Source organism: Nostoc sp. DedSLP04, from assembly GCF_034530775.1.
In the GTDB taxonomy this organism is placed as follows: Bacteria; Cyanobacteriota; Cyanobacteriia; order Cyanobacteriales; family Nostocaceae; genus Nostoc.
The window spans coordinates 1-25,609 of the sequence record NZ_JAVRCL010000058.1 but is presented as its reverse complement, the minus strand read 5'-3'; the positions used below and the strand labels follow the sequence as shown (position 1 = coordinate 25,609).

Here is a 25,609-nt window from a genome sequence, read left to right as displayed (position 1 = left end):
TGACTGGATTATTGTAGGTGTGAGTGAAAGTAAAAACATGACAAAACGATTCTGGAATCTTTTTAAGGTTAGTCCAATTGTATTAGCCGCTACATTTTTCGTTGCTAATAGTGCCTTAGCTGCTGAAGTTAACGAACAGGTAACAAATGTTGGCGAGTTATCTGAAACTCAAGAGTCTAACGACATGAGTCAGGTAACATCAGTTTCTCAGTTTTCGGATGTGCAGCCTACAGATTGGGCGTTCCAAGCTTTACAATCTCTAGTTGAGCGCTACGGCTGTATTGCAGGTTATCCTAACAGTACCTATCGTGGAAACCGTGCTTTAACCCGTTATGAATTTGCCGCAGGTTTGAATGCCTGTTTGGATCGGGTTAACGAACTGATTGCTACAGCTACTGCCGATTTGGTCAGCAAACAAGATTTAGCTACTTTACAGCGCTTGCAAGAAGAATATTCTGCGGAACTAGCAACTCTGCGCGGTCGTGTTGATGGATTAGAAGCCCGCACTTCAGAGTTGGAAGCTAATCAGTTCTCCACTACCACCAAGTTGGTTGGAGAAGCAATTTTTGCCGTGTCTGATGTTTTTGGTGACAGTAGAGCAGTTCCTGGCGGTGCTCCTACTCAAGACTTGAATTATAACACCACTTTTAGCGATCGCGTTCGTTTGAACTTGTTCAGCAGTTTCACTGGTACAGACCAGTTGCAAATCCGTTTGAATGCTAACAATACCATTTCTAATGCTGGTAGCGTTGTTAATGGTGTTGCAACCGGTACTGGTACTAACATGACCCGCTTGGCTTTTGATGGAGATAACGGCAACGCTGTTGTGATTGATAAAATCAACTATGCTTTTAACTTTTCTGACGCGGTGCGTGTCAAAGTTGACGCTAGTGGTGGTGAATTATACGAAAACGTAAACACCTTCAACCCTGACTTTACAAGCTCTGCTAGAGGTGCGCTCTCTCGCTATGGACGTTTTAGCCCGATTTACCGTCAAGGTCAAAATTCTGCTGCTTTGACTGTTACTTTGAATCCTAACAAAGCTATCAGTTTGACTGGTGCTTATTTAGCACCTTCAAGTGGTACTAATGGTATCTTTGGTGCTAACAATCCCGGTCTTAATAATGGGCTGTTCGATGGTGATAACACCATCTTCGGTCAATTAACTTTCAAACCCAGCAAAGCCTTCAATATTGGTCTAACCTATGCCCATAGTTACTTCGCTGGAAATGCTGCCAACAGTCTCTTCCAAGGAACAGGTAGCGCTTTTGCCAATAACCCCTTTGGGGCTGGTACTCGCACTGAATCCAATAACTACGGTATAGAAGCTACCTTCCAACTAGGCTCTACCTTAGCTATTAGTGGTTGGGGAGGTTATACAACTGCTGATGCTCTTACTGGTGCGAATGCGGGTACAGACGCAGATGTTTGGTACTGGGCTGGAGCGCTTGCTTTGAAAGACTTTGGTGGTGAAGGCAACGTTTTAGGTGTGATCTTTGGTCAACCACCCAGAGTTACTGGTGGTAGTATCAAAAATGTCGCTGGCAATACTACCTTCGACGACAGTACTTCTTATCACTTAGAGGGTCTTTACAAGTACAAGGTTTCCGATAATATTCAAGTAACACCTGGCTTGTTAGTAATTTTCAATCCAGAGCATAATGACGCTAACGACACTGAATATGTAGGTACTCTACGTACTACCTTCACCTTTTAAAATTGGCAAAGCTCAGAATTAGATAAACAAAACCCCACTTTTAGGTGGGGTTTTGTTTAGGAAGAAAATTGGCTATGTAGGATGGTAATCTGGCTGATTGGATATATCTTTTGGGGGGCGATCGCTACTCCAAGCCCACCACACAGAACCACAGTGACAGTAATAAAACTCTTGCCATTTGCGACGACGGTCTTCTGTAAGTACAGGCGATCGCCGATTTAGCCAAACTTTCTCAGCTTCTAGGCTACTTGAGTGGCAGTTAGGACAGCAAAAATTGTATGCATGTATTGCCTTATTCGTCCATTCAGGTGGGAGGGTAGCAAAAGCGTCCATGTAGTTACAAATATAGTTTTAATGGCAAGCCAAAACTTTGAGGTTTGGAATTTGGCGGCAAAGAAATACTATAAAATCCCGCCATACTATCAAACTGCTGAATAAATATTCTTATAGCTCGATCTGAATCTATTCAAGACTGTGAGAGCATCTCATAAATCAAAGGTTAACATGAAAACTTTATTTTTACACACCTAGTTACTATGCACATTATGGCTAATAATTAAATTTATGGAGCCAAATGTTGAAATTCGCCGTTTGTTAGATGTGATGCCTGCTTCTGGTCGGATGACGACAAAAATCGTCAGTAAGCCAGAGCAAGCAAAAGTAATTGACGCTTCCTTTCCCCAACCCTGGAACCAAGCGCGACCGATATATATTAATTTTGATTTGTGGCGTCGCCTGACAAAGCCGCAACGAGACTTGCTGCTGTTGCAGATGGTTAGCTGGTTGACGGGGGTAAAGTGGTTTAAACCCGACATTTATCAAGGCGTGGTGTTGGCTGGGCTGTTAGGCGGATTCTTGGAAGTAGCACAGTCAGATGTAGTGGGCGTTGCTGTCGCTGGGGGATTAAGTGCGATCGCTGCTTTTCGGATCTGGCGCACTAATAAATCTCAAGAGTCAGAGTTAAATGCTGATGCAACCGCAATTAAAATAGCACAGCGGCGTGGTTATTCAGAAGTTGAAGCAGCACAGCACCTATTATCAGCAATTGAAGCGGTAGCCAAAATTGAAGGACGTTCCAGTTTCAATTTTACTGAGTTGATTCGTTGCCAAAACTTACGAGCGATCGCAGGTTTATCACCAGTAGGTATACCAGAAAGTTATAAGTAAAAATAAGTAATAATCAAAATTCAGAATTCATCTGTCTGAATAGTTAAAGAATCATAAGAATATTTGACGATCATCGCATTTACAGCAATCTTGCCGATCCAAACAAGTTGGATTCTGAACTAACAATGTTAAGCAATAAAATTAGCAAATATACTTCAAAATTACCTTTTAATTCTCCTTGGTTTATTATTCTTCTTTTTTCTTTTCTTGGTTTAATAGGTATTCTTAATCATTCTATGTGGCGAGATGAACTAAATCCCTGGCTGATTGTCAGAGATAGTGAATCGTTCGGGGATTTAATTGCAAATATTCATTATGAAGGTCATCCTATTCTATGGTATTTTTCTCTGGCAATTCTGAGAAAAATAGTCGATTCTCCTATTATTATGCAAATTTTCCATTTGGCAATTACTGTTGTTTCAGTTACACTTTTTTGCCTATATAGTCCTTTTAACTATCAACAAAAATTTCTATTTTCTTTTGGTTTCTTTCCTTTTTACGAATATCTTTTAATTTCTCGAAACTATGCCTTTAGTATGTTATTTGTTTTTGCATTCTGTACAGTTTTTGCATCTAGAAAAATAACTTATGCTTATTTAGCAATTCTATTGGGTTTACTAGCAAATAGTAGTGCTTATGGTTTACTAGTATCATTTTCTTTATTATTAACTTTGCTGGTTGAATTTTGTTTTGATAGCGAACATCGGCAGCACTATTTTAGTCAAACCAAAAAGTACGACTTATTGTTAAGTATTTTAATTATCACATTATCTTTTATTTTATCTATTTATATTATTACTCCTCCGACAGATAGTTATCTTCACGGTGGGTTAAATAATGGTTGGCTAATAGAATTAGATATCCGTCATCTGTTGAGAAGCGTTGGCAGAGTATTTGGTAGTTATTTATTAATTATTCCTACACATAAAAGATGGCTGGATTTAATTGTTTGTGCGATAATTGCTTTATTTTTTGTAATTTTAACTTTAATAAAATTATCTGAAAAGCCAGTTATTTTCTTTTTCTACATGATAGGCAATTGTATATTATTTGCCTTTACATACTTGAGATTTATAGGTATGCCACGGCATTTTGGACATTTTTATTTAGTTTTAATAGCAGCTTTATGGCTGGGAAGTTATTATCAAAAATCTATAGTTTTACTTAATAAAATTTCTATTATTCCACGTTCAATTACATTTATTCACAAATGGCATTATCTGACTTTGATGCTCATTCTTTATGTCCAGTTTGGGGGAGGAATTTATAGTTTTTCCAGAGATTTAGTTATACCATTTTCTGCTAGTCGCGAAACAGCCCAATATATTTACAAATCTGGATTAGATAATGAGTTTATTGTTGCCAGTCGAGATGCGAATATGGCTCCTTTATCGGGTTATCTGAATCGAAAGTTTTACTATCCAGAAATTGCAAAAATGGGAAGCTTTACTTTATTTAAAAAAGGTCGTCAAGAAGTGGAACAAGCAGAGATATTAAGCCAGGTTAATTCTCTACTTCAAAATCAAGATGAGCGAAAGAAAGTTTTGCTGATTTTAAATAAAAAACTGAATGTCAACCGCAATGATTTGAAAATTGTTCCGATTAAAGATTTTCAGAGAGGCTGGGTGGATAATGAAAGATATTATCTTTATTGGGTAGATGAAGTATAAGAATAATGCGCCACAGAACTTTGTAGTTTAATATGGTATAAACTTTCTTGTACTAAAGGATCGGCATTTACATTTGAATGTGTCGCCAAAATACCTCAAAAATAACGCTTTTGCATCCTTTGACTAGCTTGCCACCCCTGATAACTAGCTGGGATGCGTGAGGCTAATCTACACTGGAATAAGAGAATGTGTGTTTAACTGGCTTATATATCCAAAACTGGGGAGTTTTGTCATACCTTCTCGGTGTTCCTTATGAGGTGATTACCTCGTGTGGTAAAACTTAACTTAAATTCTGTCAGTTACTAACGGAGTTGATGGGAATGAGTACCTTAATTTTTATTGGCTTGATAGGAGTTTACGGAGGCGGCGCTTGGAAATTTTGGAATGGGTTTGGACGGACTAATTTTAATCCAACTTTGACCAATCGGATTGGTTTATCTTTGCTATGGCCAGCTTTGTTTATTACAAATCAGTCTTATCGTCGAAACTTTAGAAAGGCGTTGAAGGGTTAGAGATTACTATTAAGCCTAACGTCATCCAATCCTGACGGTGGTATATATCTCAAATAAATCTAACCTACAACCTCGCTCCCCTTCTAGGGAAGCGAGGTTAGGTTTGCTCCTTTTACGAAAGAGAGCAATTAGGGAGGGATAAGTTCGTTAACCGTTGGAAAATATTTCAGCTGACCAATTTACCAATTATTTACCATTGGTTAATAGATGGATTGCTCCACCTACGGCTGCACCATCAATAGCATTGCCAAGAGTATCTCTTTTATCGCCAGTAATTACACCAGTCAATGCACTAGCGCCTGCACCGACTCCGACATCTTGAGCGGCGTTCCGGTGACGGCGATTGCGAGTATTTCTCAGACCATTTGCACCATTGACGGCTGCACCAGTGACACCACCTTTAACAGCATTCCCTAGTACACTGCCATTTCCCCTAACAGCTCCGGTTACGACGTTGGTAACAGCCCCAATACCTGCATCTCTTAGTACTTGGTCATCAGCAGCAGCGGGTTTGGCGGGAACTAAGGTTACACCAGCTAAACTTGCAGCCATGAGGCTGGGTAAAAGTGCGCGTTTTAGGATTTTATTCATTGTGTTACCTTCTCAAAACATCAAACAATTTTTTAAAAACCAAAGTTACTAGAGTCTGATAAAATTTAAATTTTTATCTCGAATCACAGCAACTATATTGTTTGAGAACACATTCATTATTGCATTTCCAAAGTCATAACTGCATCTACTGAAAGCATTAATATAAATTCAGTCCAGAGAAGGCCTTACTGATTTTTTAAATCATACAAGGGATTACATCTTGACAAAATCAATCAAATATGAAGTTTAGATTTTTCACAATTAACAAGGGATTTGCAATCAGAAATAAGGTAGTGTTTACCTTATCTATCTAAAGATAGTTGTCAAATTAATTAAACTAATATCAATTCAATTAATGATTGCAATACATTCTTGGTTAAAGACGCGACGCCAGTCGCTACAACGGGGGGAACCCCCGCAACGCGCTGGCTCATGAATCGCGTCTCTACAAGATGGTCTATTTGTCGCATCCTTGATTATCTATCCCACCAGCGCAACCAGGGTAATTCTAGATTTTGATAGCGAACTTGCCAAGAAAATGTCAAGCAAAGGTAGAAAAACCGAGATTGGGTGGAATATCCTGAATTCGCCCCGGCCCGATCGCTCGTAATGCTTCTTTGAGTAAAATATCCCCAGTATACAAGGCACGTCCGACAATTACGCCAGTCACGCCTTGAGGTTCTAACGCCAACAAACTCAACAAGTCGGTGATAGAACTTACCCCGCCAGAAGCAATTATCGGGATGGAAATTGCGGCTGCAAGTTCTCGCAAAGCTTCTAAATTTGGCCCTGTAAGTGTACCATCTCGGTGGATATCTGTGTAAATGATGGCGGCTGCGCCCAATTCTTGCATTTGTACAGCTAGTTGAGTGGCTAAAACTTCTGAGGTTTCTAACCAGCCGCGAGTTGCGACTCGACCGTTACGGGCATCAATACCGATAATAATCTGTTCGGGAAATTCTTGGCAGAGTTCTTGCACTAACTGGGGTTGTTCTACGGCAATGGTTCCGAGAATTGCCCACTGTATGCCTAGATTAAATACTTGTTGTACACTGGTGCGATCGCGCAATCCTCCACCAATTTCAATGGGTACTGACACTGCTTGAGCGATCGCTTCAATTGCCCCCAGGTTTACTACTTTACCTGCTTTAGCACCATCTAAATCAACTATATGCAATCTAGTAGCACCTTCATCTACCCACTGTTTGGCAACATCAGCGGGATTTTCGCTAAAAACTTGCGAGCGATCATAGTCTCCCTGATACAGTCGCACACAGTGACCTTCTAGTAAATCAATCGCTGGAATTACGTCCATTTAACTCTTCCTCATTGCAATCAAAACGCTATCTATAGCTGAATTTACTATTTTTCATTTTTCATTTGTAATTGCCTTACAGCTTGCCCAAAACCTAGCACAAGCAAGATGTTAGAAAGCGTCAAAAATACTTCTGCACCACCGTGCAACCAATCTACATTGGCCAAAGACTTACCATAATGCAATACAGCATAAATCCCCGCCGGGATGGTAATGGCAACAAAGACGAGAGTGCCGTAAAATCCATACAACGCCAAACGCGGCATTTGCGGACTGCGGCTGATAAACCACAAGAAACCCAAATAGGGAAACAGTGAAAGTGCAAACAGGGTTTCTTTAGAAATCATTGCTCTGATTTGATAGGGTTTGGTTCAACAGTGTTAACAGATTTGGTAGAACGCCAAATCAAATACGCTGCCGCCCAAAGTGTAAAATTACCAACTAAAGTCATGGTAGCTTGAAGCGTTACCAGCCATTCCAGAGATTCGGCATTGTCGAAATAATGCCAGGTACAAGCACACATAGCGCTGACTAAAGCTGGTAACATCGCCAGGGATAATCCCCACCAGCTGCGGTTATTGGTCAGTTCGCCGTAAGTCCAGATTAACCAAATGGCGACAATCCACTCTATAACGCTAGAAACATGAATAATCCAGGTAGGAATTGAAAGGGTGTGCATAAGTAAAGTTAGGAGTTGGGAGTTAGAGATTTGGAGTGGAGAGTAGCACTGTCAAGGTGATATGTAGCTTGAATTTTATATTTGTTTAAACAAACCTTTATTATGCAACGCCAAATAAAGATTTTTATTTGTAAGCGTCTTCTAAATTATCTAGTTTGTCAGAATTGCTCGTTGAGTTGGAGGATTTGCGCGCAAAACCACCTACCTCTGTCAAAGTATAGAGGGGTCTGGCTTTCACTTCTTCGTAGATGCGCCCTATATATTCACCTAAGATGCCAACACTAACTAACTGCACAGATCCGAGGAAGAAAATTGCCATCAAAATAATCGTAAACCCAGTTAAAGGGGAATGGGGGACGAAAAGACGCCAATACAAGACTAATAAAGCCATGAAGATGGCCGCTGCCGCTGCTATTAAGCCTAAGTAGGTTGATAACCGCAGTGGCACTATTGAAAAAGACACTAAACCATTGATCGCAAGGGCTAAGGATTTGCTAAAAGTGTATTTAACTTCCCCAGCAAAGCGGGGGTTGCGCTCGAACCGAATTGCTGTTTGCTGAAAGCCAACCCAAGAACGCAAACCACGAATATAGCGGTTACGTTCTGGCATAGAATTGAGAATATCTACAATCTGCCGATCCATTAGACAAAAATCACCACTATCAGTAGGAATCTCTACATCTGCAAGCTTCTTAAGGATTCGATAAAAGAAATAGGCAGTAAAACGCTTAAACCATCCTTCTTTAAGGCGTTGAGTGCGTTGAGCGTAGACGACTTGATAGCCCTGTCGCCATTTTTCAACCATGTCGGGGATTAGTTCTGGTGGGTCTTGTAAGTCAGCATCAAGGATAACAATAACTTGACCCCGGACAAAATTAAGACCAGCAGTTACGGCAATTTGATGACCAAAGTTACGAGCAAAGCTCAGATAGCAAATGCGCGGGTCTTTTTGATGAAGTTCTCGTAGTAATTGTAGAGAGCGATCGCGGCTACCATCATTGATTAAAATTAATTCGACAAGCCCATCCATCCGATTCATTACTGCACTCAGTCTGCGGTATAGTTCTGGAATAATTTCTTCTTCGTTATAAATTGGAACAATGAATGAATACTTTGGTAACATCTAAAAATATTGTTTAATTTTTTTTTACAGCCAAGATAACAGGCTGCCTGCGATCGAAAAGGTGTGGTTCACAGTATACCTAGCAACACTTAAGTTTCATTCTTATACTTTATTTATTTATTCTTCGGATTTATGTTATCTGAAGAGTCTGATTTTTTCAGCCTTTCTACAGCTTTTTTGGGACAAGTTCGACGATGGCGATACCAAGTAGACCCTGCTACCAGGGTTCCAGTTAAGCCTAATGCAAGTATTAACGGCAAAAAATCGCCTGTATTCACTGCCTTCAGACCAGAACTACCTAGTAGTACAAAAGGTAAAACACTAGGAACAGTACCAAGTGTTGTACCTAGAACATAATCTTTAAAACCGATTGAAGTCAGTCCTGCGGCAAAGTTGACCAAGCCATAGGGCATGATTGGTACTAATCGGATGGCAAACATATAAAAAAGCCCTCCACGACGCACCTCAGCATCCATAGCTTGCCAGCGTCCTGCTAGTCGTTTTGCAACTGCTTTGCGTCCAATAGTTCGAGTAAAAACGAAGGCAATTATTGCCGCAATGACTGCTCCAACACTAGTCCAGACAGTACCCAGCCAAGGGCCAAAAATGGCACCTCCAGTCAAATTTAGTACCGTTGAGGGCAAAACTAACATGGTTGCCACAACGTACAAAGCAATATAAATAATCGGTGCCCAGATACCAGAAGATTTCAGCAAAGCTTGAATTTGTACTGGTTCAATGCCGCCAAGAAGATATACGGTTATACCAGTTGCAATTATGCAACTCAGCGTGAGTAGCAAAATACCAGTTTTCAAGTTCCACATTAGAACTTTACTCCTACTTTTTGTATAACAAAACCATCTTTTGAAAATTTAAATCCTTGTATAGAGGCGAAATTTAGAGTTTCTACAAGGATTTTTTACTAGATGTCTATTGTATTAGCTAGTTTTAAAGAGAAGCGATCATAACCTTTATTCAAGTATAAAAGTATCTAAGCACAGATCGAGAAACTGCAAGGTAGAAAGACTTTTGTCGATGAAACCGGAAATGAACACTTCGGAATCGAAAAAATGTAAGTAATCATAGCGGCTTATCCTGCTTCAGACAAGTCTGCTATGGATAGCTGTGACAGTAATTCTCTGATGATTTGCCAATGAATGTCCTAAGTTGTTTAACCACTGCTATAGAACTTGGGAATGAGTTTACCATCTATATGAGGGGCAGAGATTCATTTAACAATAGCTATTAATTAATCCAAAATCCAAAATCCAAAATCTAAAATGGTCAACATACGGGCATTATTGTCTGGATATTACGGTAAAGGTAATGGTGGTGACGAAGCTTTATTGGCAACGCTTTTGCAAATGTTGCCATCTCACGTAACGCCTGTGGTGCTTTCTGGTAATCCAAAAGAAACCCGCGATCGCTACAATGTAGAAACCTACGATCGCATGGCTCCCTTAGCTGTACTACAAGCTTTACGCTCAAGTGATGCCTTAATTTGGGGCGGTGGGAGTCTGATTCAAGATGTTACCAGTACCATCAGCCCATTTTATTATGGGGGACTGATGGCATTGGCGCAGAAAATGGGTTTGAAAACTGTTGCTTGGGCGCAGGGTATTGGCCCTTTGGTGCGTCCGCAAACTCGTTGGTTGGCACGGCAAACCTTTAGTAATTGTACCAAAGTTAGTGTACGCGATCGCGCCAGTGCCGCTTTATTATCTGATTGGCAAATTCCTTGTATGATAGCTCCTGACCCGGTTTGGGCGTTGGAATCTAAACCAGTTCCAGGGCTTTGGGATTTACCTGCGCCAAGAGTTGCGGTAACGTTGCGATCGCATCCCCAACTTACAGAAACACGTCTAGCAAACTTAACTCGTGCTTTGGTTGACTTTCAAAAAGCTACGCAAGCTTTTATTTTATTAATGCCGTTTCAAAAAAGTGAAGATTTAAGTATTGCCGAAGCCATTCAACCACATCTAAAAGATGTTAGCAAGATTTTGTGCCTGGAAGATCCGCAACTTTTAAAAGGTGTGTTTCGCGGCGTTGAAATGGCGATTGGAATGCGCCTGCACAGTTTAATTATGGCTGCGGCTGTTGGTTGTCGCTGCTTTGCTCTCAGTTATGACCCCAAAGTAAATCGTCTCATGGAAGACTTAGAAATGCCTGGTTGGGATTTAGCGAGTTTACCCGATGACCCCAATTTAATTGGTCTGACTTGGATGGAGCATTACGCCAATGGCGATCCTTTATCATCAGAGAAAATCCAATCTTTGGTGGATGGCGCTTTAATGCACTGCGAGTTGTTGAGTGAAGCTTTGAGTTAAAGAATTTCCCAAAATTATACAGATTATGGTAAATCTCAATCGTGCAAATTCTGCCGCTAATCAACATCTGGGTGCAGTTCGAGTTAAAGTCAAGCTCACGAATGCCATTGATGAAGCGCTTGTCAGTCGAGGAATGCTCAATCCAAATATGCTGCGGGTGTATGAAACAGAAGCATTAGTGGATACCGGGGCAGTACGTACTGTACTACCCATGTCTATTGTTGAGCAACTTGGTCTAAGAATTCGAGGACAGCAGATTGCTCAATACGCCAATGGTAGTGAAGAATCTATCGGCGTAACTGAACCCGTAATTATTGAATTGGCAGGACGAGAAACTACCGAAGCCACATTAGTTACAGGTAATATAGTCCTAATTGGACAGACGGTTCTAGAAACGCTGGATTTACTGGTGGACTGTAGAAATCAGCGACTTATCCCGAATCCTGAACATCCTAACTATCCTGTAATGAGAATATAGGCTAGTCACTCGTTTTCTTGCTAACAATCCCTGACCACTGTACTTTTTTCTCTTTTTCCCGGCGGTAAGAAAAGAAATGCTCTGGAGTTTGAAAAGTACAATAAGGTGCGATCGCAATTTGTTCTGCACTAATCCCCATATTTTCCAGTTGTAAGGTATTTACTCGCCGCACATCTAGCCTTACCTTTCCTGGATTAGGGTCTTCTAGTAAAGGTGAATTTGGTAGTTCATGTAATGCAGTTACAATTTTTTCTTCGTCATTCTGTGATATAATGCTAGCCCCGATTTCGGCAGCCACTTCAATCGAGACTTGGTAAACCTCACCAGCGATCGCTGGGCCCATCGCAATCCTCAAATCATCAAGTTTGCTGCCTTGAGATTGTAATCGAGCGATCGCCAAGGGAACAATCTTTTTAGCAGTCCCCCGCCAGCCTGCGTGTAATGCCGCCACCCGTCCAGTTTGCACATCCCCAATCAACACGGGTGTACAATCTGCGCTAGCTACCCAAACCGCTTGTAGAGGTTGTTCGCTCATTAAACCATCTGCCGATGCGAAATCTTCCTGTGCAGAGTTTAAGAAGCTTTCAACTTCTTGGGGGGTGAGAACAGTATTGCCATGAACCTGCTTTAAGCGATAGACTGATGCCTCTGGTTGCAATACTTCTGTGATAACTTGTGGTGATCGCGGCCAAAACTGCTGGGTAAAGAAGCCGTGGTGCCAACGTTCCAGAATACTACAAGTTAGATAGGGGAGTCCTTCCCAATTGTGCCAGTGCCAAGTGTGCATCTTCAACCAAACCTAAACGGAAAATCACTCATCAGCCAATCAATGCTAACTTGAACAACGGAATTTGGGTTAACTGCTGTGGGATTTAATCTGCAAAACTTGGAAGCAGCCTTGCAAACAGGGCGTAAGCATACATATTTACCATTTTCTCTTCACTTTTTTGAAAGCGTCTCTTCAACTAACGAAACCCTCTGGAGCTTACTCAACCAAGGGGCGATTTCGGGAACAGTAGTAATTGCAACTGAGCAATCTGCTGGGCGGGGACAATGGGGCCGCCAGTGGATTTCTCCGGCTGGGGGATTATATATTTCCGTGGCGATTTCTTTCGACCACAAAATAGAAGCTACTGACAGCTATCAGCTAACTTTCGCTACTGCTTGGGGAATTGCGTTGCAATTGCGCCAATGCGGTATAGATGTTGGGATAAAATGGCCTAACGATTTAGTTTTAAATGGTCGCAAACTAGGCGGCATTTTGACAGAAACCAAAGTAAACAAAGGACAAATTACCCAAGCAGTAATTGGTGTTGGTATTAACTGGACGAACCCAGTACCAGAAACTGGAATCAATCTGGAATCGTGGCAAGCTTCCCAAGATTTCAGACCAATTTCGTGTCTGGAAATGCTCACCTCTAAAGTCTTGCTGGGAATAGAATCCGGTATAGAGTGCCTTTTTCAAGAAGGAGTAAATATACTCTTGTCTGGCTATCTAGACTTGCTTACAAACATGGGCGATCGGGTGTACGTCAATAATCTTTTAGGTACTGTAGTTGGGGTGACATCTCAAGGAAATTTACGAATTGATTTAGAAACACATGATACAAAGGAATTAATTACACCGGAAATTTATATTGAACCCGGTACAATCAGTTTGGGGTACCATAAATCTTCCGTTTAAATTTGAGGTTTGTTCAAAATTTCGCTCTTTGGGCAAGACAAACCACTAGCATCATCTCTTTAGGCTAATTACACACAACTGAGAGAACAAATGACGCAGCGCAAACATTCTGCCGATCATCGTTTGCATTACTTATGGCAGCAAGGTCTAACAAAAAAACGTTTTGCCTCAACACTACCAGCCCAGAGTCTCTGCTGGCTGAGTAGCGTTAGCCTCCTTAGCGGTGGCTTCGTGTTTGCCCAAACGGAAGCACAAATAGACAACATCGTTCCCACTGTTGAAAGTTCTCAACCAACAGCAGTTACAAATCCAGTTAACACTGAGCGAAGTCGAAGTGTTAAAAAACAGGCTGTTGCGTCGCCGGAAGCCGCTCAAGCACAACCGGAATTTTCCCAACGGCGAACCAGACTCAGACAAAGATTAGCCAAGCCAGAAGTTGCTCAATCAAAAGAGCCAGTTAGGCAGTCTACACCCAAAATCGAAGCAGCTGAACCTGTTGTGATTATCAGACAGTCAAAGCCCAAAGTAGAAGCCTCCCAGGTTACTCCTTTAAGGGTGAGACAAGAAAAACCCAATACCCCTGCCCGCTATGCACCTGAAAAACTTCCAGTAGTTGCTCAACCATCAAATAACTCTAACAGCCCTGTCAGTGCAACGGCGGAGAAAACCAAGGATTATAATAACGCTTATATCGATCCTAATAGTTATGACAGTGGTGCAACAGGTACTTATCAAGCACCAAATTCTGTAATTCTTACAGAACGCTCCAGTGGTTGTCGAGCCACTTTGCCATCAGGACAAAGTGTATTAGGCGGCGTTTGCGCCAAAGTACCTCAAAGGAGTGTAGCTGATTCTAATGGTAAACCAGCACCTAATTGGCTCAGAAGAAGTCAAAATGCACAATTACCAGTAGTTCCACCTGTGCGGCAGATTGCATCTTCTACTGGCAACACCAGCAGATGGCGTGCTACTCCAACTCAAAGTGATTCTAGCGGTGTCACCAAGAGCGCATTTCGCTCGAATCGGTTTATCCCGACTCCCGCTGAATTCAGTCCTACAAGAGTTAGTGCAACTCCCATTGCACCGAGTGGTGGTACTTTACCGCCACCAATGGCAGATGGTAACATTGCACCCCGCCCCAGCAACGTAGCTTACGATTTTTCACTGGCATCAGTATTGCCGCAAATTCCCTACATAGGGAGAGTTGCATATAGTGGTACGGGAATGATGTATCCCCTATCTATTCCCGCTCCCATTACTTCTTTGTTTGGTTGGCGAATTCATCCAATCACAGGTACTCAACGCTTCCATGCTGGTACAGACTTGGGTGCGCCTACGGGAACACCAGTTTTGGCAGCTGCTGCGGGTCAAGTGGAAACTGCTAATTGGGTGGGTGGTTATGGTTTAACTGTTATCTTAAATCACAAATCTGCTGAACAAACTCTCTACGGCCACATGTCAGAAATCCTCGTTCAACCCGGTCAGTGGGTACAACCTGGAACTATCATCGGGCGAGTTGGCAGCACTGGTAACTCCACAGGTCCTCACTTACACTTTGAAGTTCGCCACCTGACACAAGATGGGTGGGTTGCTTCTGACCCAGGCGTGGAATTACAAAGTGCCCTCAGTCAGTTAGTGCGAGGTTTGCAAACCGCTCAGGTAAGCCAAGAACCAGGTAGCTAGAAGAAACTGAGGGGCAGAAGGAGCAGGGGGAGCAGGGGAAGAATAACTAATGCCCCATGCCCCATGCCCCATGCCGCATGCCCAATGCCCAATGCCCAATTACAAATACCCGTGTTCTGCTAGGAATGCGGGTGTAATGCCATCTATACTGTCATCATTAGCTCTAGTGTGGGAATTGCCAGAATAAAGCAATTTTTCCACGTATTTGCCGAGAATATCCCCTTCTAGATTCACCAAACTGCCAGAAACTAAATAGCGAAGATTTGTCTCGCTGTATGTCAGAGGGATTACCGCTACTTTGAATTGGGAGAGTTCTGGCTCATAAGCAGCTACTGTGAGACTGATGCCATTGACGGCAATGCTGCCTTTGGGGACAATGTACCGTGCGATCGCAACGGAAGCAATAAAGGTCATTTCCCAAGAACTAGCCGTTTGTTCTGCCACTAGCAATCGACCGATGCCGTCTACATGACCCATCACAAAATGACCCCCAACTTTGCTGCCTACCTTTAGCGACGCTTCTAAATTGACATATCTCCTTTGGGTTTGCTCACCTCCCAAGGTTGTCCGGCGTAGAGTTTCTGGTGAAGCCGTGGCAATAAACCCGTCTTTTAAAACTTGTTCCACTGTCAGGCAAACACCATCTACAGCAACACTGTCACCATAAGCCAAATCTTGCATAATTACTTCACCCGACTGGTTTACACAAGTAATTTGCCAAGAATCGCCCCCCAAGGGTTCCATCGTTCCTAATGCCTGGATTAATCCTGTAAACACGGCTTTTTTGTCAAACTAACTCTATTTATTGCCTAATTTTGCCTGAAATCAATTGGTAATTGTCACATAAATCTCGAACATCCAAGTATATTTTCTGACTTTTTTTCGCATAGGAATATTAACACATTAGCATCCTTCACAGGGCATACTTGGGTAAGAAGGTTATTGTCTAAGAAGACCAATTTGACTTACTCTGGTTTTCACCACAAGTTCGGAGTTTAATAGAAGCAATTATAGAGAACGAATGCTTATGTTTATTACTGTTACCAAACCGCCTAAAAGTGGGTGCTATTTATTACACGGCATCCAAGACTCTCAAAGCATTGTAGAGGCTTAGGCAATGATTGAAATGAAAGTCGCTGGCATAGCATTAGATGCCATAACCCGCAGCCCGATCGTCCTTTTGAAAGATTCTTCAGATCGGCGGGCTTTGCCAATTTACATTGGTCAGGAACAGGCTAGGGCAATTATGGGCGCACTGGAGAATCAGAAGCCTCCCAGACCCTTAACTCATGACCTGATTGTGAATCTTCTAGAGACTTGGAACATGACTCTAGAAAAGGTGATCATTCATTCCCTGCAAAAGGATACATTTTATGCAGCTTTAATTGTCCAGCAAGGCGAGGTCAAAAAAGAAATTGATGCGCGTCCTAGCGATGCGATCGCTATTGCCCTCCGTACAAATACTCCCATTTGGGTAATGGAAGAAGTCATTGCCGATGCTTCTATCCCTGTTGATCGCGATGCAGATGAAGCCGAGCAGCAAGCCTTCCGTGAATTTATTTCTAATCTCCGTCCTGAAGATTTGATCAAGCGCTTTGGTAATGACGACAGCTAGGAAAGTGCTGAGTGCTGAGTGCTGAGAAAGAATAGAGAATCTTAAAAGTAAATTCTTTATTCTTTCTTTTTCACTTTTTCATTCTTGTACAGACAATATTAATCGTCTTTCTACTCAGCACTCAGCACTCACTACTCAGGACTCAATTTATGCAATACCGACGCTTTGGAAAAACGAATCTGCGCCTCTCGGTTTTTTCCTTGGGAACGATGCGCTACCTGGCTGATTTTGAAAATGCTCACCAGACCATCGAACAAGCCTTAGCGCTAGGAATTAATCATCTAGAAACCGCCAGAGGTTATGGCAAAAGCGAGGAGTATCTCGGTAGGGCGCTAAAAGCTGGGTTGTCAGTACCCCGAACGAAGCTTTATGTCACTACCAAAATCTCAGCCACAGCAGATGCTGACACCATGCGTCGGTGCATCGACGAATCTCTAGAACGATTACAACTAGATTATTTAGATTGCTTAGGAGTTCATGGTTTGAACACTTGGCAACATTTGGAATGGGTGCAAGCCAAAAATGGCTGTATGCAAGCAGTAGAGGAAGCTGTTGCTGATGGTCGAGTGCGACACGTTGGTTTTTCCAGCCACGGGTCATTAGAGGTAATTCAGGCAGCAATCAACACAGATTTATTTGAATTTGTCAATCTGCATTATTACTATTTTTTTCAACGGCACGCACCAGCAATTCAACTAGCTGCCGAAAAGGATATGGGCATTTTCATTATTTCCCCTGCTGATAAGGGAGGACGCCTCTACACGCCACCACAAACTCTAAAAGACCTATGTTACCCGTATTCACCCTTAGAACTGAATTATCGGTTTTTACTTGCTGATGCCCGTATTAATACTTTGAGTATAGGGCCAGCTAACCCAGAGGAATTAAGAGAACCTTTGCAAATCGCTGACCATGATGGAGAGTTAACATCAGCAGAAATTTCCGCTTTCCAACGGTTAGAAAATCACCAAAAACTTGCTTTGAAAACTGATAATTGTAGCCAGTGTTATGCTTGTTTGCCTTGTCCAGAAAATATCAATATTCCAGAGGTATTGCGGTTACGTAATCTTGCCGTAGCATACGAGATGAAAGACTATGGCCAATATCGTTACGGAATGTTTGAAAATGCAGGTCACTGGTTCCCTGGAATGAAAGGCAACCGTTGTACAGAATGTGGTGACTGTTTGCCTCGCTGTCCAGAAAAGTTAAATATTCCAGCTTTATTAAAAGATACTCACCAAAAATTAAATGGGAAAGCAGGTAGGAGATTGTGGGGATAAAAATGTAAACTGGAGTCAGAATATCCGTTAACTTCAGCATGGTATTCACCACCCAGTCGCATACTCGTCATTCTAGCTCCTGAGTTCTGAGTTCTTTATTGTTAAAATTATATAAAGATTAAAAGAGTTAGGAAGATCGGCCCAAGCTGGGGTGTCTCACCAAAAAAAGATGAAAATTAAAAAAAAAGAAATATCCTACGCCAATCACTGACGGTTTTCCGTTACAGTGGACGGGCTGTAAGCTTGGTATGGACTACTAGCCGATCGCTTACTATTTTTCTGGCTAGTTTAACTTTAATGGCTGGTCTTTTACCGGCGGCGATATCCTACATTAGTAAGTTAATTGTTGATGCAGTGGTATTTGCATCTCAAGTGAACTCACAAAGCAATGGTTCTGTCAATATTTATCCTTCACTATTTTATGTAGGATTAGAAGCGATCGCTGTAATTTTACTAGCAGGCAGCCAGCGGGGAATCACTATTTGTCAGTCGTTATTGCGGGCGCTAATGGGTCAGCGAGTAAATGTACTCATCTTAGAAAAGGCGCTGACACTGGATCTTAGGCAGTTTGAAGACTCAGAATTTTATGACAAATTGACCAATGCCCGCCGAGAAGCATCAGTTCGTCCCCTTTCCTTAGTAAACCGCACCTTTGGGTTAGTGCAAAATGGTCTTTCCCTGTTCACCTACGGTATTTTGCTAGTAAATTTCTCAGGTTGGGCAGTGGTGGTGCTGATTTTGGCAGCTATGCCTGTATTTATTTCCGAAACAAAGTTTGCTGGAGAAGGCTTTCGCTTGTTTAGTTGGCGTGCGGCAGAAACCCGTCAACAGCACTACTTAGAAAATCTGCTAGCAAGAGAAGATTTTGTCACAGAAGTCAAACTGTACCAACTGGGAGAGATGTTGCTAGGGCGTTACCGCAACCTGTTCGATCAACTCTATGGCGAAGACCGTGATTTGACTCTGCGGCGAGGATTGTGGGGCTATCTGCTGGGTTTAGTCAGTACTGGGGCTTTTTACCTAGCTTATGCTTGGATTGTGCTGGAAACAGTGCTAGGTAGGATTTCTTTGGGAGATATGACAATGTATCTCACCGTTTTTCGCCAAGGACAATCTACTTTTTCCAATGCTCTCACTTCTATTGGAGGGATGTATGAGGACAACCTATATCTATCAAATCTCTACGATTTTCTGGAAGAAGAAGTACCAAAATCTTGGGGTAAGGCAACCATTGGTTTAAATCCCCAAGATGGTATCCGTTTTGAGAATGTCTCATTTACTTATCCAGGAAGTTCCAAGCCAGCATTGAGAAATATTTCGCTGCATCTCAAACCCAGAGAAAAACTGGCAATTGTGGGTGAAAACGGTTCCGGTAAAACTACCTTAATCAAACTACTTACCCGACTCTACACGCCAGACTCTGGGCGAATTTTCTTAGATGGCTTGGATTTGCAGGAATGGGATGTGGATGTGTTGCGGCGTCGCATTGGTGTGATTTTTCAGAACTTTGTCCGCTACCAGTTCACTGTGGGGGAGAATATTGGCGTGGGCGATGTAGAACATCTCGAAAACAAAACTCAATGGAAAACTGCTGCTGAAAAAGGCATGGCCCAATCTTTTATTGAGCAATTACCCCAAAGCTTTCAGACTCAACTTGGTCGTTGGTTTAAGGGAGGACAAGAACTTTCTGGGGGACAATGGCAGAAAATTGCTCTCTCTCGTGCTTTTATGCGATCGCAAGCAGATATCTTGGTGTTAGATGAACCAACATCAGCAATAGATGCCCAAGCTGAGTTTGAGATTTTCAATCATTTTCGCGCGATTACTCAAAATCAGATGGTACTTTTGATTTCCCATCGCTTCTCAACGGTACGAATGGCTGACAAAATTCTAGTTATAGAAAACGGCGAAGTTATAGAACAGGGAACTCACGAAGAATTGTTACAGCTAGGAGGACGTTATGCCAAGTTGTTTCTCTTACAAGCTGCTGGTTATCAATAGGAAAAGAAGTTAAAAGACTATGTGAATTGAGATAGCGATGCCTACAGTCGGCTGCGCCTACGCTCACTTTGTAAAAAGCACATAACATCTTTATCTAACCACGTTAAACTGTTCAGTAAATATGGCTCATTAGACAATCCGTATCGTTAAACATTGCTACCCGATAAAATTATGCAAATAACAAAACAGCGATACTATACCCCAGAGGAATATTTAGAGTTAGAAGAAGCTGCTGACTACAAAAGTGAATACATTGATGGGCAAATAATTCCTATGGCGGGTGGAACAGTAAATCATAATCAAATAGCACTCAACTTAAGTACTGAGTTAAATTTCGCTTTTAAAAAGCAGAACTACCGGGTCTTTATGGGTGATATTCGTCTATGGATACTCCAAAAGCGTACCTATACCTATCCAGATGTGATGATTCTGGCGGGTGAACCAGAGTTTTTTAACAACCGAAAGGATATAATTCTGAATCCACAGATTATTGTTGAGGTTTTATCAAAATCTACCAAAGGCTACGATCGCGAAGATAAATTTCAGACTTACCGAACAATTTCTACGTTTCAAGAATATCTATTAATTGACCAAACACAGATTCATGTAGATCAATTTTCCAAAACCGGGAAAAAGCAATGGACGCTTCGTGAATATGATGAAGAAGATGAAGTGATCGCACTTGTAACCGTACCCTTTGAGATTTCCTTACAAGATTTATACAACAAAGTTAAGTTTGAGCCTGTTGAGTTTGAAGGCGAAAGTGCTGATGTTGAGCAATTGGGGTAAGGTGCGATGCCCTGTATCTTAAAAATATTTAAGCCACTTTTAACGGTTTTTGAGGAAAAGTAATTGGCTCTGGCAAAGGTTTTCCTTGCTCTTCATACCATTCAATCAGAGATTCAATTACCTCTTGCCCGTGTTTAGCGGCTTCTTCATAACTCTTACCATGAGTGTGGAATTGCTGCCAAGGGAATTCCGGTAAGTGTACTAAGTAGCAATTATCTTCATCTGACCATTGAATTACTATACTATAGCGATCGTTCATTATTCCTACGCCATATAATTATTGTTGCCTATAAGGTTGATAGGGCGATTGCCTAATTCATCTTTACTGACTAAGATGATCATCTGATTTAATTGAGCGATTATTTTGCTTATCCAAAGCAGATAGTAGATATTTCGTAAACTCTCCTACCTATCAAATAAGGTTAGTAACAATAAAAGTTAAGGTATCATCCACGACTAGAGAATAAGAATTATTTTTTACTCTAAATTAGATTAGTATATTTATACTAATAGCAGCCTCAAGCCGCTAATCTGTAGTATCTGCAAAGGATTAGATGCTAATGAATATTGATCAAGCAAAAGAAAAATTTAACTCACTATATACAGAATTAACACAAAGCTGCATAAAAATTGAGACTGAACAGGATGCACGGTTCCAAGTTATTGACCGCATTTTGACAGAAGTTTTGGGATGGGAGAGAGCAGAAATTCTTACAGAGCCTCATACAGACAGTGGCTATATTGATTACTTAATAACGTCTAGAGGACGCAGCAGGCTTGTAGTGGAGGCGAAGCGAACATCAAAGCGACTGATTGATACTCGTCAATCATGTATGGCTTGGTACAAAGTTGGTGGTTCTGCGCTTGAGTCAGCAGCGGATGGATTAAATCAAGCAAAACGCTATTGTACTGACAAAGCTGTGTTGTTTTGTGCTTTGACAACAGGTTTTGAGTGGATTGGCTTCTGGGCCCTTCGTACTGACGGTACGCCTCCAAGTGAGGGTAAAGCAATTGTATTCCCTAACCTTGAATCTATTCAACAGAATTTTGCTACCTTCTACGAGGTGTTCTCACGAGAGGGAATCTTAAAAAATTTATACCAAACGTACATATATGAGGCGGAAGGATTAAAAATTAGTCATAATGAATCTCTTTATTCAGTTCTTGAGAATTCTGATAGATATTTACTTACAAAGTCTCCATTATTCAAAGATATTGAGAACGTCTACCACAGCTTTTTCACTAGTATGTCAGGGGAAGATGATCCTGATATGCTTGCCAAATGTTTTGTGGAATCAAAAGAAAGTAGAGAAGCCGATGAAAATTTACAAAAAATAACACGGAACTTATTGAATAGGATTGATATTGTTAATTCAGCGAAGGGTATTGAGCTACAAAATCAAATCCGTAATGCTGTAGAATTGCACAAAGGAGAATTTATTTTAATAATAGGTAGTAAAGGAGCTGGTAAAACTACATTTATCGATAGATTTTTTCGTCTAATCTTAGACAAGAATCTTAGAGAACATTGTTTATTAATTAGGATTGATTTAGCTGATTCCAATGGGGAAAAAGCTACTATTACTAGTTGGCTAACAGAACAACTAAAAATTGAGTTAGAAAATGGCTTGTTTAAGGGTGAATATCCATCATATAGCGAACTTCAAGGAGTATTTTATCAAGAATATCAAAGATGGAAATGTGGTGAGCGTAAGCCTTTGTACGAAAGGAACAAAAATGAATTTAAGGAAAAATTTGGAGAATATATAGCAGATTTTACTGAAAAGCATCCAGATGATTATGTAATGAAATTGATTAAAAATGCTACTAAAGCAAGAGGATTAATGCCATGTATAGTTTTTGATAACACTGATCATTTCCCACAGATATTCCAAAAAGCAGTGTTTCAATATGCACAATCTATATATAGAAAAGTTTTTTCATTTATTATTTGTCCAATAACAGATCGAACGATTTGGCAGTTGTCAAAGTCAGGCCCACTACAGTCATATGAAAATCAAGCTTTTTATCTTCCTGTACCGTCTACAAAAGACGTTTTAGCTAAACGGATAGAGTTTATAAAAGAAAAAGCAATAGAAGATTCAGAAGGTAGTAAAAAATACTTTACTAAAAAAGGTATTCGCTTATCAATTCCTAACATTAGTGCTTTTGCTTTTGCTGTAGAAGATATATTTATTAATGAAGATTACATAGGACGTGTAGTAGGATGGCTCTCTAATCATGATATCAGAAGAAGTTTACAAATTGCTCGAAGAATTATCACTTCACCTATCACTGATATTTCTTTACTTGTAAATGCTTATGTAATTGGTAAAAAGTCTCATATCAGTCATTGGCAAATAAAAAAAGCACTATTAGTTGGAGATTATAATCACTTTTATCAAAAAGATAGCAATTTTATTTTAAACCTTTTTGAAGTTCAACCTAGCAGTATTACAAGCCCACTACTGAGGTTATCTATACTACGCTTATTATCTGACACATATTCTGAGAACTCAGATACAGAAAAGAATTATCTGTATATATGATGATATTCTAAATTATTTTGAGCCTGTGACAATTAACAGGATTCTAGTTAAGGAACACTTAAAGGCTCTTCTGGATTATCGCCTTATTGAAACCTATGACCCAACTGATGCAAATATTTACGAATTACAAAGAGTTAAAATTACTCCTTGCGGACGTATACATTACGAATTTGCTGTTGAAGAAAATGAAGGAATTTATATAGGTCAAATGGCTTTAAATACACCTATTGCTAGTCAAAGTTATCTTGTACGTGTGCGTGATTTTCTGAAAAAGAAAAGAACTAGACAAGATTGGCTAGTTATTATTAAATTATTTGTTGAATATTGCTTGCAACAAGATAGTCTATATATGTCTTTACCTCAAAAACAAACTTATGATAGTCAAAGAAAATTACGAGAACGTATCAGTCAACGTTGGACTTAAGTGAAAATTCATTATTTTTAGTATAAAAAGAACTAAACATCTGCTTAGGCTTATCCCACTATCCCCCAATCACTATGGTGCTAGTTAACCCTCCCTAAATCTGATAAAAAGCGATCGCTCTTGTAACCGTAGATACTTCTGACAACTTGTAAAAATTCCCTTAGTACAGGTGTCATATCTTCTTCCCGCCACACTATAGCCGTTTCTACTAATGGTGTTTTCTCCTCTAGAGTACGATAAACTACACCAGTTCTCTGAAGATTTTGCAATGAAGACGGTGCGATCGCAATCCCCATTCCCGCTGAAACCAATCCGAAAATCGTCTGCATCTGAATCGCTTCTTGAGTCACTTTTGGGCTGAAGTCTCCTTGCTGACAAAGACTTACGATTTGATCGTAAAGTCCGGGCCCCAAATGGCGAGGGAACATGATAAAGTTTTCGTTTACTAGCGATCGCACTGAAATCTTTTCTTGTTCAGCTAAAGAATGAGTTTGCAACATAGCGACAATTAAAGCTTCTTGCTGAATGCATTCTTGATTGAGTGTGTTGTCTTCTAAAGGTGGATGGGCAAAACCTACATGGATGTGCCGATTCTGTAGCGCTTGCTCTTGCTGAGTTGTGGTTAATTCCTGCAATACCAACTCTACTTCTGGAAACTGTTCTCTAAACCGCCGCAAAATCACAGGAAGCAAATCGTAAGTTACCAAACTGGTAAACCCAATTCGTAATTGTCCCTTTTCACCTCTTCCCGTTTTTTGGGTTAGCTCAATTGCTTTTTGGAGTTGAGCTAAAAGTTGATAAGACTCTTGCAAAAAAACTTCCCCTGCTTCTGTTAGCTGCACCTGTCGTTTGGTTTTGCGATGAAACAGTTCTACCCCCAATTGCGCCTCTAATTGCTGAATTTGCTGACTTAAGGGCGGTTGAGCGATGTGCAGTCGCTCGGCGGCTCTACTGAAGTGCAGTTCTTCAGCTACAGTAATAAAGTAGCGCAGATGTCGCAATTCCATTTTTTTTGATATTTTACAAGTTTCAATTATTTATAAATATATAAACGCAAAGAGGCGCAAAGTAGCGCAGAGGGTTTAGAAAATTTATAACAAAAATTAGAGGTGCGATCGCTAGAATTAGTGCTGATTTACGCATAAATTTCATTGGTACTCGACGCTCAAAAATGTATTCTTCACTACAATTATTCTGTGAAAAAATTGTTGCTTGTAATATAAAGTTGTATCAGCTTCTGTGCTATATTTATTCGCTTTTAAAAGCAGTACTTGAAGTCTTTACGTATATTCTCAAAAGCATCAGATGCTATATATAAATTATTTAAACTTGCCTTCAGTTTTCAAGTTTGATTACAAATACTGCCACCATACTTGATATAACAAAGTATTCATTCAAACTAGAAAATAATATTAAAATTTCCGCAAATTAGTGCTATATACTTCACTGGCTAGGATTTGAAAAAGAGTAATTATTGCTTCTTAAATAATGAGCAAGAGTCATTCAAAAAATATCATTCATAGCGCCGACCGATCATCTATTTTTCTCATCTTCAATGCACCATGCCCCATAACCCATGCCCAATACCTTAATTGCATACTTCTATGGGATTAGAAGTATCCACACCAACCCAAACAAATACCTCTAGCAGGTTAAACTAGGTCTGGTAACAACTGCTCCACGTTCCTTATGAGGCTTTTATGGGAGCTAACCTCAAACAGATTGCCAACTATTTAGACAACCTTGGTTGGGACTACCGTTTTGATGATGAAGAAGACCGAATTATAACAGGTGTAGAGGCTGATAATCTAGAAGATTTCCTAATAGTTGTCCAACTGGATGAAGAAGGAAAATTTTTCCGGGTATTTGCCCCTCAAGTTCTGGGAGGAATCCAAGACCATCCTCACAAAGCAGCTATCCTCCAAACAATGCTTGCCATTTCCTGGGAAACCAAAAGACATGTCCTTAAAACAAAAGTTATGGAAAAATGATACAGAAATAAAAA

The 25,609-nt window shown here is 40.7% G+C and carries 25 protein-coding genes and 1 pseudogene; 15 read left to right on the top strand and 11 right to left on the bottom strand.

The genetic code is table 11. From position 1 onward, the window contains the following. Positions 1-37 precede the first annotated feature (37 nt). Positions 38-1,717: an iron uptake porin gene (locus RMX89_RS26615; protein WP_322672276.1), complete on the top strand. Its 1,680-nt coding sequence runs from the start codon at positions 38-40 to the stop codon at positions 1,715-1,717. Positions 1,718-1,789: 72 nt separating this feature from the next. Here RMX89_RS26615 and RMX89_RS26610 read toward each other — a convergent pair whose 3' ends face one another. Next, positions 1,790-2,050, bottom strand: a complete 261-nt coding sequence (locus RMX89_RS26610) for a hypothetical protein (protein ID WP_322672275.1) — start codon at positions 2,048-2,050, stop codon at positions 1,790-1,792. A gap of 231 nt (positions 2,051-2,281) precedes the next feature. Here RMX89_RS26610 and RMX89_RS26605 point away from each other — a divergent pair, with 231 nt between their 5' ends. From RMX89_RS26605 to RMX89_RS26595, 3 genes are all read left to right on the top strand, one after another. Beyond that, on the top strand, positions 2,282-2,884 hold the full coding sequence (locus tag RMX89_RS26605) for a DUF3318 domain-containing protein (RefSeq protein WP_322672274.1): 603 nt from the start codon (positions 2,282-2,284) through the stop codon (positions 2,882-2,884). A gap of 125 nt (positions 2,885-3,009) precedes the next feature. Further along, entirely contained in the window at positions 3,010-4,554 is a 1,545-nt protein-coding gene (locus RMX89_RS26600; RefSeq protein WP_322672273.1) for a hypothetical protein, read from the top strand. Between the two features lie 320 nt (positions 4,555-4,874). Then, a complete protein-coding gene (locus RMX89_RS26595; protein WP_292774856.1) occupies positions 4,875-5,066 on the top strand; it encodes a hypothetical protein in 192 nt (63 codons plus the stop codon). Between the two features lie 186 nt (positions 5,067-5,252). Here RMX89_RS26595 and RMX89_RS26590 read toward each other — a convergent pair whose 3' ends face one another. The 6 genes from RMX89_RS26590 to RMX89_RS26565 form a co-directional block, all read right to left on the bottom strand. Further along, a complete protein-coding gene (locus RMX89_RS26590) occupies positions 5,253-5,657 on the bottom strand; it encodes a hypothetical protein (RefSeq protein ID WP_322672272.1) in 405 nt (134 codons plus the stop codon). Positions 5,658-6,198: 541 nt separating this feature from the next. After that, positions 6,199-6,972 (bottom strand): 1-(5-phosphoribosyl)-5-[(5-phosphoribosylamino)methylideneamino]imidazole-4-carboxamide isomerase, encoded by a 774-nt coding sequence (hisA, locus tag RMX89_RS26585; protein ID WP_322672271.1) that lies wholly within the window; start codon positions 6,970-6,972, stop codon positions 6,199-6,201. 47 nt (positions 6,973-7,019) lie between these two features. Then, positions 7,020-7,319, bottom strand: a complete 300-nt coding sequence (locus tag RMX89_RS26580) for a DUF3593 domain-containing protein (protein WP_322672270.1) — start codon at positions 7,317-7,319, stop codon at positions 7,020-7,022. Continuing rightward, positions 7,316-7,651 (bottom strand): DUF2499 domain-containing protein, encoded by a 336-nt coding sequence (locus RMX89_RS26575; protein ID WP_322672269.1) that lies wholly within the window; start codon positions 7,649-7,651, stop codon positions 7,316-7,318. The genes RMX89_RS26580 and RMX89_RS26575 overlap by 4 nt, the downstream gene beginning before the upstream one ends. A gap of 124 nt (positions 7,652-7,775) precedes the next feature. Continuing rightward, entirely contained in the window at positions 7,776-8,774 is a 999-nt protein-coding gene (locus tag RMX89_RS26570) for a glycosyltransferase family 2 protein (protein ID WP_322672268.1), read from the bottom strand. Between the two features lie 113 nt (positions 8,775-8,887). After that, positions 8,888-9,598 (bottom strand): TVP38/TMEM64 family protein, encoded by a 711-nt coding sequence (locus RMX89_RS26565; RefSeq protein ID WP_322691035.1) that lies wholly within the window; start codon positions 9,596-9,598, stop codon positions 8,888-8,890. Positions 9,599-10,054: 456 nt separating this feature from the next. Here RMX89_RS26565 and csaB point away from each other — a divergent pair, with 456 nt between their 5' ends. After that, positions 10,055-11,101 (top strand): polysaccharide pyruvyl transferase CsaB, encoded by a 1,047-nt coding sequence (csaB, locus tag RMX89_RS26560; RefSeq protein ID WP_322691034.1) that lies wholly within the window; start codon positions 10,055-10,057, stop codon positions 11,099-11,101. A 25-nt stretch (positions 11,102-11,126) separates the two neighbouring features. Then, a complete protein-coding gene (locus tag RMX89_RS26555) occupies positions 11,127-11,579 on the top strand; it encodes a retroviral-like aspartic protease family protein (RefSeq protein WP_322691033.1) in 453 nt (150 codons plus the stop codon). 1 nt (position 11,580) lies between these two features. Here the strand turns inward: RMX89_RS26555 and pgeF are convergent, their stop codons facing one another. Then, entirely contained in the window at positions 11,581-12,366 is a 786-nt protein-coding gene (pgeF, locus tag RMX89_RS26550) for a peptidoglycan editing factor PgeF (RefSeq protein WP_322691032.1), read from the bottom strand. 78 nt (positions 12,367-12,444) lie between these two features. On the opposite strand from pgeF, the gene RMX89_RS26545 reads away from it, so the two are divergent. Both RMX89_RS26545 and RMX89_RS26540 read left to right on the top strand, forming a co-directional pair. After that, positions 12,445-13,263 (top strand): biotin--[acetyl-CoA-carboxylase] ligase, encoded by an 819-nt coding sequence (locus RMX89_RS26545; protein ID WP_322691031.1) that lies wholly within the window; start codon positions 12,445-12,447, stop codon positions 13,261-13,263. Positions 13,264-13,353: 90 nt separating this feature from the next. Beyond that, positions 13,354-14,946 (top strand): peptidoglycan DD-metalloendopeptidase family protein, encoded by a 1,593-nt coding sequence (locus RMX89_RS26540; RefSeq protein WP_322691030.1) that lies wholly within the window; start codon positions 13,354-13,356, stop codon positions 14,944-14,946. 99 nt (positions 14,947-15,045) lie between these two features. On the opposite strand, the gene RMX89_RS26535 is transcribed toward RMX89_RS26540, so the two are convergent. Continuing rightward, positions 15,046-15,723, bottom strand: a complete 678-nt coding sequence (locus tag RMX89_RS26535; protein ID WP_322691029.1) for a riboflavin synthase — start codon at positions 15,721-15,723, stop codon at positions 15,046-15,048. A gap of 340 nt (positions 15,724-16,063) precedes the next feature. On the opposite strand from RMX89_RS26535, the gene RMX89_RS26530 reads away from it, so the two are divergent. The 4 genes from RMX89_RS26530 to RMX89_RS26515 all read left to right on the top strand — a co-directional run bounded on the left by RMX89_RS26530 (position 16,064) and on the right by RMX89_RS26515 (position 20,631). Continuing rightward, positions 16,064-16,561 (top strand): bifunctional nuclease family protein, encoded by a 498-nt coding sequence (locus RMX89_RS26530; RefSeq protein ID WP_100901288.1) that lies wholly within the window; start codon positions 16,064-16,066, stop codon positions 16,559-16,561. Between the two features lie 149 nt (positions 16,562-16,710). After that, on the top strand, positions 16,711-17,841 hold the full coding sequence (locus RMX89_RS26525) for an aldo/keto reductase (RefSeq protein WP_322691028.1): 1,131 nt from the start codon (positions 16,711-16,713) through the stop codon (positions 17,839-17,841). A 243-nt stretch (positions 17,842-18,084) separates the two neighbouring features. Further along, the gene (locus RMX89_RS26520; RefSeq protein ID WP_322691027.1) at positions 18,085-19,842 is read left to right on the top strand and encodes an ABC transporter ATP-binding protein; all 1,758 of its coding nucleotides are present in this window, start codon (positions 18,085-18,087) and stop codon (positions 19,840-19,842) included. A 171-nt stretch (positions 19,843-20,013) separates the two neighbouring features. Next, the gene (locus tag RMX89_RS26515; RefSeq protein ID WP_322691026.1) at positions 20,014-20,631 is read left to right on the top strand and encodes a Uma2 family endonuclease; all 618 of its coding nucleotides are present in this window, start codon (positions 20,014-20,016) and stop codon (positions 20,629-20,631) included. A 28-nt stretch (positions 20,632-20,659) separates the two neighbouring features. Here the strand turns inward: RMX89_RS26515 and RMX89_RS26510 are convergent, their stop codons facing one another. Then, positions 20,660-20,890: a type II toxin-antitoxin system HicB family antitoxin gene (locus RMX89_RS26510; RefSeq protein WP_322691025.1), complete on the bottom strand. Its 231-nt coding sequence runs from the start codon at positions 20,888-20,890 to the stop codon at positions 20,660-20,662. A gap of 301 nt (positions 20,891-21,191) precedes the next feature. On the opposite strand from RMX89_RS26510, the gene RMX89_RS26505 reads away from it, so the two are divergent. Both RMX89_RS26505 and RMX89_RS26500 read left to right on the top strand, forming a co-directional pair. Further along, positions 21,192-23,180 carry an AAA family ATPase gene (locus RMX89_RS26505; RefSeq protein WP_322691024.1) on the top strand — a complete coding sequence of 663 codons (1,989 nt, stop codon included), beginning with the start codon at positions 21,192-21,194 and terminating at the stop codon, positions 23,178-23,180. A 25-nt stretch (positions 23,181-23,205) separates the two neighbouring features. Then, positions 23,206-23,604 carry a hypothetical protein gene (locus RMX89_RS26500; RefSeq protein ID WP_322691023.1) on the top strand — a complete coding sequence of 133 codons (399 nt, stop codon included), beginning with the start codon at positions 23,206-23,208 and terminating at the stop codon, positions 23,602-23,604. 80 nt (positions 23,605-23,684) lie between these two features. Here RMX89_RS26500 and RMX89_RS26495 read toward each other — a convergent pair whose 3' ends face one another. After that, a complete protein-coding gene (locus RMX89_RS26495) occupies positions 23,685-24,611 on the bottom strand; it encodes a LysR family transcriptional regulator (RefSeq protein WP_322691022.1) in 927 nt (308 codons plus the stop codon). 693 nt (positions 24,612-25,304) lie between these two features. Between RMX89_RS26495 and RMX89_RS26490 the strand changes: the two are divergent. Continuing rightward, positions 25,305-25,559: pseudogene (locus tag RMX89_RS26490) on the top strand (hypothetical protein); the annotation flags it as partial. Positions 25,560-25,609 lie beyond the last annotated feature (50 nt).

Bases quoted from the DNA above. Each gene is read 5' to 3' on its own strand.
- RMX89_RS26615 (WP_322672276.1), top strand. From the start codon at position 38: ATGACAAAACGATTCTGGAATCTTTTTAAGGTTAGTCCAATTGTATTA.
- RMX89_RS26610 (WP_322672275.1), bottom strand. From the start codon at position 2,050: ATGGACGCTTTTGCTACCCTCCCACCTGAATGGACGAATAAGGCAATA.
- RMX89_RS26605 (WP_322672274.1), top strand. From the start codon at position 2,282: ATGGAGCCAAATGTTGAAATTCGCCGTTTGTTAGATGTGATGCCTGCT.
- RMX89_RS26600 (WP_322672273.1), top strand. From the start codon at position 3,010: ATGTTAAGCAATAAAATTAGCAAATATACTTCAAAATTACCTTTTAAT.
- RMX89_RS26595 (WP_292774856.1), top strand. From the start codon at position 4,875: ATGAGTACCTTAATTTTTATTGGCTTGATAGGAGTTTACGGAGGCGGC.
- RMX89_RS26590 (WP_322672272.1), bottom strand. From the start codon at position 5,657: ATGAATAAAATCCTAAAACGCGCACTTTTACCCAGCCTCATGGCTGCA.
- hisA (WP_322672271.1), bottom strand. From the start codon at position 6,972: ATGGACGTAATTCCAGCGATTGATTTACTAGAAGGTCACTGTGTGCGA.
- RMX89_RS26580 (WP_322672270.1), bottom strand. From the start codon at position 7,319: ATGATTTCTAAAGAAACCCTGTTTGCACTTTCACTGTTTCCCTATTTG.
- RMX89_RS26575 (WP_322672269.1), bottom strand. From the start codon at position 7,651: ATGCACACCCTTTCAATTCCTACCTGGATTATTCATGTTTCTAGCGTT.
- RMX89_RS26570 (WP_322672268.1), bottom strand. From the start codon at position 8,774: ATGTTACCAAAGTATTCATTCATTGTTCCAATTTATAACGAAGAAGAA.
- RMX89_RS26565 (WP_322691035.1), bottom strand. From the start codon at position 9,598: ATGTGGAACTTGAAAACTGGTATTTTGCTACTCACGCTGAGTTGCATA.
- csaB (WP_322691034.1), top strand. From the start codon at position 10,055: ATGGTCAACATACGGGCATTATTGTCTGGATATTACGGTAAAGGTAAT.
- RMX89_RS26555 (WP_322691033.1), top strand. From the start codon at position 11,127: ATGGTAAATCTCAATCGTGCAAATTCTGCCGCTAATCAACATCTGGGT.
- pgeF (WP_322691032.1), bottom strand. From the start codon at position 12,366: ATGCACACTTGGCACTGGCACAATTGGGAAGGACTCCCCTATCTAACT.
- RMX89_RS26540 (WP_322691030.1), top strand. From the start codon at position 13,354: ATGACGCAGCGCAAACATTCTGCCGATCATCGTTTGCATTACTTATGG.
- RMX89_RS26530 (WP_100901288.1), top strand. From the start codon at position 16,064: ATGATTGAAATGAAAGTCGCTGGCATAGCATTAGATGCCATAACCCGC.
- RMX89_RS26525 (WP_322691028.1), top strand. From the start codon at position 16,711: ATGCAATACCGACGCTTTGGAAAAACGAATCTGCGCCTCTCGGTTTTT.
- RMX89_RS26515 (WP_322691026.1), top strand. From the start codon at position 20,014: ATGCAAATAACAAAACAGCGATACTATACCCCAGAGGAATATTTAGAG.
- RMX89_RS26510 (WP_322691025.1), bottom strand. From the start codon at position 20,890: ATGAACGATCGCTATAGTATAGTAATTCAATGGTCAGATGAAGATAAT.
- RMX89_RS26505 (WP_322691024.1), top strand. From the start codon at position 21,192: ATGAATATTGATCAAGCAAAAGAAAAATTTAACTCACTATATACAGAA.
- RMX89_RS26495 (WP_322691022.1), bottom strand. From the start codon at position 24,611: ATGGAATTGCGACATCTGCGCTACTTTATTACTGTAGCTGAAGAACTG.